Origin of the sequence: Candidatus Bealeia paramacronuclearis (assembly GCF_035607555.1) — a bacterium.
Lineage (GTDB): Bacteria > Pseudomonadota > Alphaproteobacteria > UBA9655 > UBA9655 > Bealeia > Bealeia paramacronuclearis.
This window is the reverse complement of record NZ_JAVHWZ010000002.1, coordinates 166113-180328: the sequence shown is the minus strand read 5'-3', so window position 1 is coordinate 180328 and position 14216 is coordinate 166113. Positions and strand designations below refer to the sequence as shown.

The 14216-nt window shown below is 43.0% G+C and carries 18 protein-coding genes, 1 tRNA gene and 2 pseudogenes; 9 read left to right on the top strand and 12 right to left on the bottom strand.

All coding sequences use genetic code 11. The features are described 5' to 3' along the window. Window positions 1-29: 29 nt before the first annotated feature. From Bealeia2_RS05720 to Bealeia2_RS05710, 3 genes are all read right to left on the bottom strand, one after another. Window positions 30-236: a hypothetical protein gene (locus Bealeia2_RS05720; RefSeq protein ID WP_331256149.1), complete on the bottom strand. Its 207-nt coding sequence runs from the start codon at window positions 234-236 to the stop codon at window positions 30-32. A 101-nt stretch (window positions 237-337) separates the two neighbouring features. After that, a complete protein-coding gene (gene glpX / locus Bealeia2_RS05715) occupies window positions 338-1312 on the bottom strand; it encodes a class II fructose-bisphosphatase (protein WP_331256148.1) in 975 nt (324 codons plus the stop codon). Beyond that, a complete protein-coding gene (locus Bealeia2_RS05710) occupies window positions 1309-1710 on the bottom strand; it encodes a hypothetical protein (protein ID WP_331256147.1) in 402 nt (133 codons plus the stop codon). Before Bealeia2_RS05710 ends, glpX begins: the two co-directional genes overlap by 4 nt. Before the next feature lie 84 nt (window positions 1711-1794). On the opposite strand from Bealeia2_RS05710, the gene Bealeia2_RS05705 reads away from it, so the two are divergent. Next, on the top strand, window positions 1795-2142 hold the full coding sequence (locus Bealeia2_RS05705) for a hypothetical protein (protein WP_331256146.1): 348 nt from the start codon (window positions 1795-1797) through the stop codon (window positions 2140-2142). A gap of 17 nt (window positions 2143-2159) precedes the next feature. Here Bealeia2_RS05705 and Bealeia2_RS05700 read toward each other — a convergent pair whose 3' ends face one another. The 3 genes from Bealeia2_RS05700 to Bealeia2_RS05690 form a co-directional block, all read right to left on the bottom strand. Next, entirely contained in the window at window positions 2160-2657 is a 498-nt protein-coding gene (locus tag Bealeia2_RS05700; RefSeq protein WP_331256145.1) for an ATP-dependent zinc protease family protein, read from the bottom strand. Beyond that, complete coding sequence (locus Bealeia2_RS05695; RefSeq protein WP_331256144.1) at window positions 2654-3016, bottom strand: HIT domain-containing protein; 363 nt, start codon at window positions 3014-3016, stop codon at window positions 2654-2656. Before Bealeia2_RS05695 ends, Bealeia2_RS05700 begins: the two co-directional genes overlap by 4 nt. A gap of 87 nt (window positions 3017-3103) precedes the next feature. Further along, a tRNA-His gene (locus tag Bealeia2_RS05690) sits at window positions 3104-3180 on the bottom strand. Between the two features lie 138 nt (window positions 3181-3318). On the opposite strand from Bealeia2_RS05690, the gene Bealeia2_RS05685 reads away from it, so the two are divergent. From Bealeia2_RS05685 to ychF, 4 genes are read left to right on the top strand one after another with little or no spacing between them, the layout of a single operon-like run. After that, window positions 3319-4251: a ribose-phosphate pyrophosphokinase gene (locus tag Bealeia2_RS05685; RefSeq protein WP_331256143.1), complete on the top strand. Its 933-nt coding sequence runs from the start codon at window positions 3319-3321 to the stop codon at window positions 4249-4251. A 38-nt stretch (window positions 4252-4289) separates the two neighbouring features. Continuing rightward, the gene (locus Bealeia2_RS05680) at window positions 4290-4904 is read left to right on the top strand and encodes a 50S ribosomal protein L25/general stress protein Ctc (RefSeq protein WP_331256142.1); all 615 of its coding nucleotides are present in this window, start codon (window positions 4290-4292) and stop codon (window positions 4902-4904) included. Between the two features lie 18 nt (window positions 4905-4922). Further along, window positions 4923-5501, top strand: a complete 579-nt coding sequence (gene pth, locus Bealeia2_RS05675; protein WP_331256141.1) for an aminoacyl-tRNA hydrolase — start codon at window positions 4923-4925, stop codon at window positions 5499-5501. 1 nt (window position 5502) lies between these two features. After that, window positions 5503-6603, top strand: coding sequence for a redox-regulated ATPase YchF (gene ychF, locus Bealeia2_RS05670; protein ID WP_331256140.1), 1101 nt, complete (start codon window positions 5503-5505; stop codon window positions 6601-6603). A 107-nt stretch (window positions 6604-6710) separates the two neighbouring features. On the opposite strand, the gene Bealeia2_RS05665 is transcribed toward ychF, so the two are convergent. The 5 genes and pseudogenes from Bealeia2_RS05665 to Bealeia2_RS05650 form a co-directional block, all read right to left on the bottom strand. Then, window positions 6711-8087: a hypothetical protein gene (locus Bealeia2_RS05665; RefSeq protein ID WP_331256139.1), complete on the bottom strand. Its 1377-nt coding sequence runs from the start codon at window positions 8085-8087 to the stop codon at window positions 6711-6713. Between the two features lie 77 nt (window positions 8088-8164). Then, window positions 8165-8512: an IS1 family transposase gene (locus Bealeia2_RS10570; protein ID WP_414437814.1), complete on the bottom strand. Its 348-nt coding sequence runs from the start codon at window positions 8510-8512 to the stop codon at window positions 8165-8167. Then, window positions 8449-8871, bottom strand: a complete 423-nt coding sequence (locus tag Bealeia2_RS05660; RefSeq protein ID WP_331255242.1) for an IS1/IS1595 family N-terminal zinc-binding domain-containing protein — start codon at window positions 8869-8871, stop codon at window positions 8449-8451. The genes Bealeia2_RS10570 and Bealeia2_RS05660 overlap by 64 nt, the downstream gene beginning before the upstream one ends. Before the next feature lie 58 nt (window positions 8872-8929). Beyond that, the gene (locus tag Bealeia2_RS05655) at window positions 8930-9643 is read right to left on the bottom strand and encodes a hypothetical protein (RefSeq protein WP_331256138.1); all 714 of its coding nucleotides are present in this window, start codon (window positions 9641-9643) and stop codon (window positions 8930-8932) included. Window positions 9644-9793: 150 nt separating this feature from the next. Then, window positions 9794-10765, bottom strand: a pseudogene (locus Bealeia2_RS05650) (integrase core domain-containing protein); the annotation flags it as partial. 158 nt (window positions 10766-10923) lie between these two features. On the opposite strand from Bealeia2_RS05650, the pseudogene Bealeia2_RS05645 reads away from it, so the two are divergent. The 4 genes and pseudogenes from Bealeia2_RS05645 to Bealeia2_RS05630 form a co-directional block, all read left to right on the top strand. After that, window positions 10924-11118 (top strand): annotated as a pseudogene (locus Bealeia2_RS05645) (IS5/IS1182 family transposase); the annotation flags it as partial. Window positions 11119-11224: 106 nt separating this feature from the next. Further along, window positions 11225-11905: an AAA family ATPase gene (locus tag Bealeia2_RS05640; protein WP_331256136.1), complete on the top strand. Its 681-nt coding sequence runs from the start codon at window positions 11225-11227 to the stop codon at window positions 11903-11905. A gap of 7 nt (window positions 11906-11912) precedes the next feature. Beyond that, window positions 11913-12173 (top strand): hypothetical protein, encoded by a 261-nt coding sequence (locus Bealeia2_RS05635; RefSeq protein ID WP_331256135.1) that lies wholly within the window; start codon window positions 11913-11915, stop codon window positions 12171-12173. A 133-nt stretch (window positions 12174-12306) separates the two neighbouring features. Further along, entirely contained in the window at window positions 12307-12552 is a 246-nt protein-coding gene (locus Bealeia2_RS05630) for a hypothetical protein (RefSeq protein WP_331256134.1), read from the top strand. Here Bealeia2_RS05630 and tnpC read toward each other — a convergent pair. Continuing rightward, window positions 12541-14157 carry an IS66 family transposase gene (tnpC, locus tag Bealeia2_RS05625; RefSeq protein ID WP_331255562.1) on the bottom strand — a complete coding sequence of 539 codons (1617 nt, stop codon included), beginning with the start codon at window positions 14155-14157 and terminating at the stop codon, window positions 12541-12543. The two genes, Bealeia2_RS05630 and tnpC, sit on opposite strands and share 12 nt — an antisense overlap. Between the last annotated feature and the right edge of the window lie 59 nt (window positions 14158-14216).

Here is a 14216-nt window from a genome sequence, read left to right as displayed (position 1 = left end):
TTTTTTGTATAAATTTTGTTCTGGTGCCTTTACTGTTTGTCTGACGTGAGTTCTTTCCAGCCTTGATGAGAAGGGATTTGATGTCGGTTGAAATTTTCTCTCAGATTCCACTCAGCTCTTAAGGAAGAGCTGAGCATAGCAATCACCAAAAGAATAAGGGGCAAAAGGACCATGACGAGATATAAAAGACTCGTTTCAATGGGGGCAACTTTAATGCGCTTTTTGGGATTTTTCATCGGGGCCTCCAAGGGTTTTACTCGCCTTAATTTTAGCCTACCAAAAATTGTTAAAGGTCCCGTTAAGAGAAGATGTTAAAAGTGTTAATTTTAGTTTTTTTTCAGCGAGAGGCTTTTACATTCAAATTATGCTGAGCGTGTATGGTGCGGATGGTTCCCGTTTTTGACCGCATAACAATCGATTGTGTTGTAAGATGACCATTCGCGTAATTTTTGACACCTTTTAAAAAGGCGCCATCGGTTACGCCCGTGGCGGCAAACATCACGTCTCCTGAGGCAAGATCGAGAAGTCCATAAACCCGATTTAAATCCTGAATTCCAATTTTACGCGCACGGGAAATTTCGTCATCATTTCGGAAAACGAGGCGACCTTGCATAAACCCCCCGGTAGATCTCAGTGCCGCTGCGGCCAAAACACCTTCCGGTGCGCCGCCACTTCCTACATAAATATCAACGCCCGAATCAGGGAGTGCTGTTGCAATTACGCCGGAAACATCCCCATCGGGAATAAGAAGAATACGGGCGCCCATCGCACGGACACGGGCAATTAATTCGGCATGACGCGGACGATCGAGAATACAGACGACAAGATCTGTAATACTTTTGGATTTCGCTTTGCCTAAATTTTGGAGATTTTCCTCAATTGTGGCATCAATATGAACAACGTCTAAAGGAAGATCAGGACCCACTGCGATCTTGTTCATATAAACATCCGGTGCATGCAAGAAACCACCTCGCCCCGCAAAAGCAATCACGCTCAACGCATTGGGGCCGCCGTTGGCTGTAATGGTTGTGCCTTCGAGGGGATCGAGAGCAATATCGACCTCTGGACCTTCTCCACGTCCAACTTTTTCCCCAATGTAAAGCATGGGGGCTTCATCACGCTCTCCCTCACCGATCACAACAGTTCCCTTGATATAAAGGGCATTGAGTGCCTTTCGCATGGCATCCACAGCGACTTGATCGGCTTCTTTTTCGTCTCCGCGTCCCATGAGTTTAGACGCGGCCATAGCAGCAGCCTCAGTGACACGCACTGCTTCTAAGGCCAAATTCCGCTCTTCAATGGGGAGCGTCATGGCAGCGTCTCATCCAGCTCCTCAAGATCGAGAGGTGGGATTTCGGGGATGGGAGGAAGTTCAACTTCAAGGGATCTGAGTTCTTGATCTCGCGCCTGTTGCTTAGTGCGTTCTTGCTCGAGCTCTTTAAAATCAGCTGTGCGCTCTCCTTTTTCATCCGAACCATGATAAGAGCGGGCTTTGGTGGCTTCAGCACGTGTGGGAACAGTGCGTACATCTGGAAAATCCTCGCGCAAAAGCCTATGTTCGCCTGAAATAACGGTTCCTGCAATACATCCTGTTAGTGCCAAAGGCATAATCAAAATTGAAAGTTCTTTTATTTTCATGAGTTCGATCATACTGACCCCACCCTTCAAATGCAATCGATTCTTGAAGACCAAGCGCATTGCTTTTTTCAATTTGATAATATCACATTTTCAGCGTACTATTTTGTCAAGTAATAAAATTTTACAAAAAAGGTTTGGCTTATGAAACTTGCTCAAGTGATATCATTTTTTCTGAGTGTATTGGCAGCTCCTCATGTCTATGCTGAGAATTTTAATGTCTATCTGGATCCTGTAACATGCGGAACTACAACGGATTGCAAATTAGGTATTGTTATAGGGGAGGGGGTCACGTTTTACGATACGTCATTTGATGGTGCTCAGTTAAGTGTAAGCCTTGATGAGTCTTTTAATCAGAGTACTGGTTATCCGTATGGCTATACAAATGGGCAAACTGTTTGTAGTGGTACGTATCAAAATATTAAAGCGAATGCTATTTTAACATGTACTTGTGGTCATCAATCTCCCTGTACGAGTGAGAAAAAGCATAGGGATCACAAAAAATAAAAAGTAAGATTCTGCATTTACATCTGACTAGAAAGCTCCAAGGGTTCATCCTTCTTGCGGTTCTTACGGCGATGGCGGCGCGTATCGCTAATCAGATAAGAATTTGAGGGATCCACAAGGATGCGATTGGCAAGGGCCGTTCTTCCAATTAAAAATCGAAAGCCCATTTGATCGCGATTGGCCAAACTGACTTCAATGGGCCAAAGATCTTTCCCCATTTGAATGGTGGTTTCGATAATAATGCGATGCTCACTATGACCCGTAGAGCTTGTGACCGTGCGTTTATCAAGGATGGGTACAGAGCAGCTCTCGCAAATCAAAGCATCATTTTCTTGGATGGGATGAATTTCAAACCTCACCCATTCCCGATTGTTTTTTTCATAAACTTCCGTGTTAAAAACATGAAGGGCTGAGGTGCGTGCACCTGTATCAAGCTTGGCTTTAATGCGTCCTACTCCCAAATCTGGCAAACTCGCCCATTCGCGCCATCCTGCTGTTTTTAAGTTTTGCGTCATGGAGATTGGATCATCCTTCCCAAAGGTCTCCCCGCAAAAATATGCAGATGAAAGTGAGGCACTTCTTGTCCCCCGTTGACACCGTTATTTGTCAGGACGCGGAATCCATCATCATGAATTTCCAGCTGATCTATGACGTTTTTAACGGCCCCATAAAAGCCCTTCGTTTCCTCAAAGGAGGCATTCTGTGAAAAGTCATAAAATGAAATATAATTTCCTTTGGGAATAACCAAAACATGGAGAGGGGCTTGGGGATTGATATCGTGAAATGCCAACGCATAATCATCTTCATAGATGATTTTTGCTGGAACCTCGTGCCTTAAAATGCGCGCAAAAATATTATTATAGTCATAACTCATGAGCTGTGTCCTTCCTAAAGGGCAGTTTAACAAAAAATCTTGAAACCCAAAAGAGAAGACATCATGGTGAAGTATTTTAAGAAAAAATGGGGCGAATGATGGGAATCGAACCCACGACATCCAGTACCACAAACTGGCGCTCTAACCAACTGAGCTACATCCGCCACAATGTCCTCTGTCTAATCCAAAGTGGATGTGACGTCAAGAAAAAGTCACCATAAAAATGAGTCGTTATTTTTCATTTACAACTTACGCCTCCCTTTGTTATCGTGCGGCCATATTAGGATTAAGAAGTCAGCTCCATGAAACTCATCGCCGGCAATAGCAATCTTCCTCTCGCGCAAGGCATCTCTCAGTTTTTAAAGGTGCCGCTGGCAGAGGCGACCATTCGCAAATTTTCCGACAATGAGGTCTTTGTCGAAATTTTAGAAAATGTTCGCGGTGAGGATGTTTTTATTATCCAATCCACCTCCAAGCCCGCCAATGACAATTTGATGGAGCTTTTGGTCACAATCGATGCCTTAAAGCGAGGATCTGCACGGCGCATTACCGCATGCCTTCCTTATTTTGGATATGCCCGCCAGGATCGAAAATCCGGTCCCCGCACACCCATTTCGGCCAAACTTGTGGCTGATCTGATTACTGTTGCCGGGGCCAATCGTGTTTTGACGCTTGATCTTCATGCAGGCCAAATCCAAGGATTTTTTAATATCCCGGTGGATAATCTTTTCTCAATTCCTCTTTTTGCAAAAGACATCAAAGATCATCACACCATTGAAGATCCCCTCATTGTCTCCCCAGACGTAGGTGGTGTTGTGCGTGCCCGCGCCTTGGCCAAGCGTCTGGAATGTGGTCTTGCGATTGTGGACAAACGCCGCGAAAAACCCGGCATTTCCGAAGTCATGAATATTATTGGTGAAGTCAAAGGTCGCAATTGCATTTTAATCGATGACATCGCAGATTCTGCAGGAACACTTTGCAATGCAGCGGAAGCCTTGATTGAGGAGGGAGCTCACTCTGTGAGTGCTTATGTGACCCATGGCGTTTTTTCAGGGGAAGCGGTGGATCGAATCCAATGCGGATCCATCAAAGAGATCATTATCACCGATAGTATTTTGGCCACAGAAACTGTAAAAAACTGCTCTAAAATCAGGGAAATCCCTTTGGCCTCCTTCTTAGGTGAGGCCATAAATCGTATTCACTGCGAAAAATCCGTGTCTTTTTTGTTTGACTAGTGTATAGAAGTGCGGAAACCATTTAATAGGAGACGAAAATGTCAAGTCATATTGCTTTAAAGGCGGATGTCCGCGAAAATATTGGTAAAGGGGCGTCCCGGGCTGCTCGCAATGCAGGCCAGATCCCAGCTGTTCTTTACGGTGGTGAAGAAAAGCCAATGCACTTTGTGATTGATGAAATCCAATTCAACAAAGAGCTTCATCAAGCTTCATTCTACACAACTATTTTCGAAATCAACGCTGGCAAGAAGAAAGAACGGGCTCTTGCGCGTGCCGTTCAATTCCATCCGGTTTCAGACCGTCCTTTGCACGTTGATTTCTTGCGCGTTTCAAAAGACTCCAAACTCACAGTTGCGGTTCCACTCCACTTCATTAATGATGACAAATCTCCTGGAATCAAGCGCGGGGGTGTTTTGAACATCGTCATTCATAATCTCGAAGTGCTTTGCGATATGGATCACATTCCAGATCACATCGACATTGATCTTGCAGGCCTTGAGATTCATGGATCCATTCAATTAAAAGATATCAAACTTCCCGCAGGCGCTGTTGCAGCTCACCCTGATCGTGATGATACGTTGGCCAACATCGTGGCGCCAACCATTATGAAACAAGATGACGAGACTGCGGCTGAAGGATCAGCCGAAGCCTAAACTGAAAGCTGGGATCCCATGTCCACACCTCTTTTCGTTGGCCTTGGCAATCCCGGTTCTCAATATGCGAAAACCCGGCACAATGTCGGGTTTTTGTGTGTTGACGAAATGATGTCCAGTTATGGATTTTCTGCCCCTAAGTCTAAAGAGGGGGGGCTTCTTTCCGAAGGGTTCATTGATGGGCAAAAAGTTCTTATTTTTAAGCCCCTCAGCTATATGAATCTTTCTGGTAGCCCTGTTGGCCGGATTTCTCAATTTTATAAAATTCCAACCGAGAAAATTTTTGTCTTTCATGATGATCTCGATTTGGCACCTGGAAAAATTAAAATGAAGCAAGGTGGTGGGCATGGTGGTCACAATGGGCTCAAGAGTTTGGACAGTCATATTGGCAAAAACTATTGGCGTATTCGTTTAGGGATTGGCCATCCAGGGCATAAGGATATGGTGAGCGATTACGTTCTTCATCCCTTTTCTAAAAAAGAAATGATGGATTTGGGACCACTTCTCTCTACCATTGCGGATGAGGCACATCTTCTTTATACACATCCAGAACAGTTTATATCACGGGTTTATCACACGTTAGGTCAAGGAGAATAAAATGGGTTTTCAATGCGGCATCGTAGGCCTTCCCAACGTGGGAAAATCAACGCTTTTTAATGCGCTTACGGCGACGCAATCTGCAGAGGCGGCAAACTATCCTTTCTGCACCATTGAGCCCAATGTGGGGCGTGTGGCCGTGCCTGATCCACGTCTTGAGACCCTTGCCAAAATTGCAAAGTCCGAGAAAATTATCCCCACTCAAATGGCCTTTGTGGATATTGCAGGGCTTGTCAAAGGCGCCAGTCAAGGCGAAGGTTTGGGAAATCAATTTTTGGGGCATATCCGCGAAGTGGACGCAATTATCCATGTGGTGCGGTGTTTTCAAGATTCTGACATCACCCATGTGGAAGGTACCATTGATCCTTTGCGTGATATTGCGATTATTGAAACCGAACTGATGCTCTCAGACCTTGAGAGCCTTGAAAAACGCATTCCCGCCCTTGAGAAAAAAGTCCGCGGCAAGGATGAAGAGGCAACCCTTGAGCTTTCGCTCATGAAGGGGGCACTGGACCTTTTGAATGCGGGAAAACCGGCGCGTCTTCTTGAGGTGAAGGAAGATGAAAAAGAGGCCTTTAAGCGCCTTCAACTCCTCACTTCCAAACCCGTTCTTTATGTCTGTAATGTGAGCGAAGGCGAAGCTGTCTCCGGCAATGATTTTACCAAAAAAGTCGAGGCCTATGCCGAAACCGAAGGGGCCCATACGGTGATTATTTCAGCAGCCATTGAGGCCGAAGTCTCAACCCTTGAATCCGAGGAGGACAAGATTGATTTTCTCAAAAGCTTAGGGCTTGAGGAAACGGGGCTCAACCGCGTGATTCGTTCAGGCCACAATCTTCTGCATCTCATTACATTTTTTACCGTAGGTCCCAAAGAGGCGCGAGCCTGGACCGTCCACCAAGGCGCTAGAGCGCCTGAGGCGGCAGGCGTCATACACTCCGATTTTGAGCGGGGCTTTATTTGTGCGGAAACCATTGCCTTTGAAGATTATGCCGCTTGCCAAGGCGAGGCCGGTGCCCGTGCTCAAGGGAAACTCCGTCAAGAGGGGAAGAACTATACTACCAAAGACGGTGACGTCTTCCATTTCCGATTTAATGTATGAGGAGAGGCTAATTTCATAGTCGGGGGCGACAGGCGCCCCCCCCTCATGAAAATGATAAATTGTTTTTTTCCCAAGAAAATCATCCCCTGTAAAAAAAAGTCAGAAGATTAGATTTTATCTTGTTTGTCCTCACTCAAAGGCCAGCATAATTGATCTTTCCAGACGTCCTGAATTGCATCTTCTGTAATATCTCCATTAGAGGCCTTTTTGCCTAAAAGATCCTCCTTTATTTTCCTGTAAATCTCTGAATAAATACTATTGCTATTGTCGGAATTTAATAAATGTTCAATCTCTTTTTTGTTTTTATCAATATGAGATAAAATTGTATTCTTGTTTGCATTCAAATGGATTAAAACCCGTTGAATATATGATTTGTCTTTTTCAAGACGATCTAGAGAGTCTTTGATTAACGCTTCTAAAGGTTTCAATGCGTTAAGAGCTCTTTCTAATTCCTTGCCAGGCTTTGTATTTTTCTTTGCTTCCTCTAAAAGGCTTTGAGACTTGAGGATAATACGCTCATTAACTGTGAGGGTTTCATTATTTTTGAAGAATTTTTCGGACCAATCCCATATAGCTCTTGATTGAGCCTCAAGACATACTTGTGTGTCTGAAAAAGCATCTTTAAAAAAGGATGTTAATGCCTCTGGATTATCTTTCACTTTTTCATATGTCGTTGACAGTGTAGCGAAAAAGTTCCGAGCACGTTGTTCTAAAGAGGATTCGTACGTCTCTGGATGAAGGACGATGTCGTATTTTCTTGGATCAACCCTAAATTTTTCTGAGTAGTTTTTTTTATCTATAGAATATTTTATTTCTTCACAAATGGATTTATTGTTCTCATGGAGAATTTTAAATCGAAGAATTGTATTTTTTGCACGTTTATTTTCTTCAGGTAAGAGGTTTTGCTCATTTAGCTTGCCTAGAATTTCATCATAAACTTTTTTCTCATCGTCCGTTGCATTTTTGCACGCCTGAGCGTCATACAACCATGTTGGATTGGGGTCATCTTGATTTTTTACATCATGCGGTTGCTGCGGCTGTGGTTGGTACTGCGGCTGTGGTTGATACTGCGGTTGTTGGTACTGCGGCTGTTGGTACTGCTGAGGAGGAGGAAAAGCGCCTTGATGATGCTGTTGGAATAGGAACTTTTGCTGGATAATTAATGGATTATAGACATTTAAATTTTTCTCAAAATTTTTCTCAAAATGATCTAAATTCTTTAGATCTAAATCTTCACCATAGTCAAAATCCTCTTTTTCTTCCTCTTGATTTATGGGTAGATGAGGCTGAGGCAGAAGGTACACTCCCACATTCTGATCTTGAGGATTAAGTTTATATTTTTTATTTGTGTTATTTATTTTTAAACGCTCTGCTATTTCTTGAGGAATTTTAAGGTCCCATTTCATTTCATTTAAAATATAGGGTTGAAAAATACCACAATTTTTAAAAGATTCTACGATGATTTTATTTACATACGTTGACATTTTTGAAATTGTTCTAGCTTTTGCGTTGCTTTTTTTTTCTTTCAGGGGACCGTTTTGCTTTAAATATTTAGAGACTCTTAACTAAAGATAGATAAGAAAGAGTCCAGATATTTTTTGAAGACTTCAGGATTGGAGAGATGGTAAAGAAGAAGTAAGGAAAGATCTACCATTTCATGGCTTCGAGACGTGACCTTGGAGCGCCTTCGAAAGCGCGCGAGATAATGACGTGTGTTGCTGTTATCCTGCTCGATTGGGTAGGTTAAATCCTTGCCAGTAAAAAGTTGATGTTCAGGAATTAGACGATGAAATCCCTCCCAATCGTCCGTGATGAAAGTGAGATCCCTCGTGCCGATTTCGTCGATTAAGCTTTTGGCTGTTCGATCATCACGGCGACCCAAAGTCCAGGAGATAACTCGCCCTGACACAGGGTCAAAGGCTTTCCAGATCCAAATTTTGTTTTTTTTCCATTCACGTAATGCCACATCTCGTCGATTTGAACGAGCTTAAGGTCAGATGGAACGGCAGGCCTTTCCAATGATTTTGCCTCTTTTCGAATCCACTTCAAAACAGCGACATTACTGACTTTAAGAACCTTTCCGATCATTCCAAAGCTTGCATTTCCCAATGTATATAAAAGGATTGCCAAGGCTTTCATGGCCTCTGGCTTTCCGCGCTTAGGTGTATTTGTGAAGTTGCAGCCGCAGCTTTTACAGCGGTAGCGTTGGATCCCTCTGACCATTCCATTCTTAACATACTGAACTGAATTACATTTCTTGCATTCCATGGCCTATCCCCCTTTAAATAAGCCATCTTATCACGTTATCTATCTTTAGTTAAGTGTCTCAATATTTAAAAGCTTCTTCAAAAGCTTGATTAATAGTAGGAATATCTTCATCTCTATATTTTTTAAAGATTAATAAATACAAAAGCGTATTACGAAAATCAGAGCCTTTGCTCCATAAGAGACTTTTAAACCAGTTGCCCGGGTAACACTTTATATCGATATGTGTAATCCAAATATCATAAAAATTACTAAATAATGGAGTTAGCTGAGGGGCGTGTTTCTTCAGGAGATCTTGAAGATTTTTTCCCATTTTTTCATTAAGGGATATTTTTCGAATAATTTCTTCAAATTTTTCTTGGTTTATTCCAATTTCATCAATTTCATTAATGTATTTTATTGATTTTATCTCACCATTAACATTGATTTTTTGAATAACAGATTGAATTGTTGATAGGAAAAAAAGTTCGTAGGAATTATCACTCAAAATTTTTGAAGCCTCAAACGCCAATTCTTGATCGTTGTTGTTTTGTCGCAAGGCGAGGGGAGGCGGGGCATTTCTTTCTAGGAACGGCGCTTGAAGGGGTTGTTGTGGATCGCGTGCAGGTCTTTTTGCAGGAGCTTCTCTATTGTCTGCCTCATGAGAACGTTTCCCCAACAATGCAGGCGGGTTGTTTAGAGGCTCTTCCTCCTTTCCCCCCTTTCCTGCCAAAATAGGAGAAAAATAAAATGGAAACAAAGAAACGCTTGAAATTAGATAAAAAAAATTTTTCATTTATTAAGCCTTAATTAAAAACAAAAAAGATAATAAAAACAAAAATGAATATAATTTTTTTTTTGAAATGTCAATGAAAGTTTTTTTATTGTACGAGTTCATATAGAATGAGACACAAGAGGCCTCGAGAATATGAGAGTGAATATAGTGCAAAGGAGTGAGGCCTTTCAAGGCGCGATGAGGCCGATAAGAATTATACTTTGAGACAGCTTGAGAGAGCTCAAAGCGCATAGAAGCTATGGAATCAGCCAGGACTTTGTTTTGGTTGTAAAATTCCTCCCGGAATATTCGATTTCCCCGCTCAACGCCGCCGTTGTAAGTGGGCTTTTTGGGGGGCAAAACAATTAAGGGAATGCCCAGATCTTCACAGGCTTCCTCAAATTCCGCCATAAATTCAGATCTTCCCTCAACTTGAATGGATTGAATTTTAAAGGGGGCCTGCTTTACAAACTTAAGCAAGAAGCGTTTGGCGCTTGAGCTCTTGGCATGGGCATACACACTCGCATAGATAAATTTCGAGCCTCTTTCCCAAGCCTGGAAGTGCTTGAAACAGATACCATTTTTGGTGACTGTCATATGGTCAATCTGAACCCGCTCACCAAGCGTCATCGTTTTATAATCCTTGAAAGTCCAAGGTTTTGCATGGCTTTTAAATTGTCTTTTTCTTTTTGTTCTCAGGGCGGAGGGTGATTTTTGCACAAGCCCCTTGTTTTTGAGGGAGGTCAGGATACGGCCGACGGTGCTTTCGCTCAGGATTTGCCCATGGTCTCGCTTGAGAATGATGGCGATTTTCTCTTTGCCATAGGTGGGATTTTCGCGGCGCACTTTCACAAGCTGAAGTTCTGCCTCTCCCCAGTGCGGTTTGTTGAGATTTCGTGGCTTTTTTGAAGGGGGAACACTCCCTTTGTTAAGGTCCTTCAGGATCTTCTTGTGGCGATAATAAGTTGCGCGGGACATCCCGCAAATGTCTTGGCACCTGGAATCACAAACGTTTTCAAATTTGAGTTTTTTCCAACGCCTCACGCCGTCTTCATACCGTTTGCGATAGACGTCCAAACAGTCTTGTGTACGCGCATATGCATAAAGCCTATGCTTATTTTTATGTAATCCGTGGATCCTCATCCAGGCCTCCATCAATAGGTTTTTTAGATTTCCTATTCTTGAGGCCTGGTTGGGTGTGGCAATGGAGATGAGCCTCGCTACAGCGCAATTTGGGGGCGCGCTCAGCTCATCTCCATCCCTCCCAATTTTGTCTCACTTCTATCTGCATTCGGACAAACATTCCGACCAGAAAGAATAGAAAAATCCAGCGGGATTACGACAAAGATTTGTATAAAATCAGGCGCTTGGTTGAAAATGCTTTCTTGCATCTGAAGAGATGGAGAGGCATTGCCACGCGATATGCGAAAAACACCGCTTCCTTCTTGGCTACTGCTCAAATTCTCTGCCTTGTCCTTTGGCCTCAACTCTCATGACGACAGGATCTAAAGAGCCATAGTTCTTTTACGACTTGCTTAATCTATAACGTTTCAGATCGTTCAAAAAAAATACACACATTGTGCATTCTGATTGGATGTAGTAATGTATCACAATGAAACTGAATATGGATTAGGAGCTATGAAGGTACTGACAGTTGCTAATAGAAAGGGCGGAGCAGGTAAGTCTACTTGTGCGGCCCATTTAGCTTTAGAATCAATTAGGGATGGGATTAAAACTATAATTGTCGATCTCGATCCCCAGAAGACACTTGAAGGATGGTGGAATAGAAGAGACTCAGATGATTTGCCTCTAATAGACCTTCCAGAGAAAAAAACAGAGGAGGTTCTAAAAAACATTTCCAGCAAAGGTTTTGAGCTTTGTATAGTGGATACACCTGGAGATGCCAGTCAAAACTCAAGGCTAGGCATTAGTCTAGCTGATTTAGTATTAATTCCTTCCAAACCAACCGCACCTGATTTAAGTGCCATAGGTAGAACAATTAGTATGGTTGAAGAGCAAGATAAAAAATACGTTTTTGTTCTTACTCAAGGCATTGTTAGGTCAAAAGCGACATTTCAGGCATCATCTGTATTATCTAGTTTTGGTCCCGTAGCACCCGCTGTAATTTCAAATAGAACATCATATGCATCAGCAATGGGAATGGGAAACTCAGCTTGTGAAATAGATAAAGCAGCAGAAGAAGAAAGCAGGCAAGTTTGGAAATTCATAAAAGATAGACTTTTTGAATCTAAACAAAATAAAAAATCAAAATTTGTGGCTTAGGAAAAAAATGGCAAAGTCAAAATTTATGTTAACCGAGGATCTTGTGAAGGTTGAGCCAGAGTCGCAAACACATAGTATAGTTTGCGATGAAGACACTAAGAAAATTAAAGGTAAGACAATTGAAATTAAGAAGGAGAGAATTTCCCTCAACATAGACTCCTCACTAAAATTGGATTTGCAAATTTTTTGCATTAAAAACAAAAAAAGCATGAGTGAGTTTATAGAGGAATCAATTAGAATAAGCCTTGATCTACATAATAAAATTTAATTAATCGCATCAGGTTCTGTCAGAAAGTTTGTGTAAATGGGAGTTGATGAAGGGGGTGTGGGTATGTGCAGAACTCGTAAGAGTTATGCATCATATCCATGCCCCACAACCCTAACACACAAGGACAACACACATGTCAAAAACACACAAAATCAGACCTGAAACTCTTGACGAACTTCTCGAATTAATTGGCGATCCTGCCGATATCCTCAATGAGAAAAATGTTTTCCTCGACCTCAAAAAAGCCCTCATCAAAAAAGCCCTCATCAAAAAAGCCCTCATCGAAAAGGCGCTCGAAGGCGAGCTTGGACACCATCTTGGATATGCCAAGCACGGTAAAAGCTCACAGGAAAATAACGTAAGCGTCTTATTGGTGTAAATTAGAAAGGGAATACTTAAGATTCCAGGGGAGGAGGTGGGAATAATTATTTTCAGGTGTGGAATTGATGTTGGCGAGGACGTAGCGGAAATAGTCAAAAGCATTGACGCCATTGGCTTTGCAGGTCTCAATGAGGGAATAGATGACAGCTGAGGCGTGGGCACCTTTGACATTGCCCATAAAAAGCCAGTTTTTTCGGCCCACAGCAAATGGACGGATGGCGCGTCCTGCCATGTTGTTGTCAATATCCAAGCGGCCATCATTGAGGTATTCTGTCAAGGGGCCCCATTGCCTTAAAACATAGCCAACCGCTTGCCCCAAGGGACTTTTGGGAACAATCACTTTTTTGTGCTCCTTAAGCAAGACCTTGAATTTCTCAAGGATGGGCTTGGCTTTTTCTTGTCGGAGCTTTTGGATCTTATCGGGCGGGTATTGAGCCTCTTTGGCGTCTTTTTCAATTTTATAAAGGCTTCTGATGATGGTGAGCGCCTCGGCAGATTTGCCCGTGGTGTTGCCTGTACTTTTAATAATGTCCGCAAACTTGCGCCGCGCATGGGCCCAACATCCCACAGCCGTGATGTCTTGACTTTGCGCCAAGGCTTTGTAACCACCATACCCATCCGTATGAAGGTAACCTTTAAAACCCTTCAGGAATTCTTTGGCATTTTCACCTTTGCGTGTGGGCGTGTATTCATAAGAAATGGCGTGATGAGATGACGACCCGGTCATATACACCCACATATAGGATTGCGTTTGCGCCTTGCGGTCACATTCCTTTAAAACTTGAGCCCGCGTTTCATCTGCCCGTACATAAGTCTCCTTGAGAATCTCAGATCTTAAAAGCTCTTTTAAAGGGCTCAAGAGATCACCTATTTGAAGAATCCAACGGCTCATCGTGGCCCGACCTAAGTCAACTTCAAACCGCTCCCACATCTGAGATTGTCGATAAAGGGGTAGATGATCTTGGTACTTGGAGACGATGATGTGGGCCAATAGATTCGCAGATGCCATGCTTTTGAGAAGAGGCGCATTGGGCACTTCAGCCACACGCACCCCTTCGGTGCAAGATTTACAGGCATACTTCAAGCGCACGTTTTGAATGACTTTTAACTGTGCGGGAACGTAATCCAGCTGCTCAGAGATCTCCTCGCCCATCTGATGCAACGGATGTCCACAGGTGCAGATTTTATCACCAGCAATATCATGGATGACACGTTCGCGCGGCAGATGAGCCGGCAACGGACGACGTCCTTTTTTGAGAAGAGTCGAGGAGGATTTGTCCTTTCCAGAGTCATTCTCTGTTTCACTTTCAGCCCCAGCCTTTTCTGCTTCTAAAGGCGGCTCTTCGTAAACCTCATCAAAGACGTTTTCAAACCCGGGGAGCTTGGGAAATTCCTCGAACTTGATCTTCTCAGAGCTCCGCCCAAACTTGCTTTGTTTCATCTGAAGCAATAAATGAGTCAGTCGATCAACCTCTTGCACCAGATGTTCATTTTGTGTGGCTAGAATAGCCTTGTCTTTTTCTGATTTTTGCAAGTTTTTATAGAGCGCCACAGCGTCGAAAACAGAGGAGATTTTGAGTGAAGTTTGGGGCTCATTTTTCATGAGGAACTCTACCCAAAACCCCCTAAAACGTCAATGTATTTCTGAGTTTTTTCAGGTAA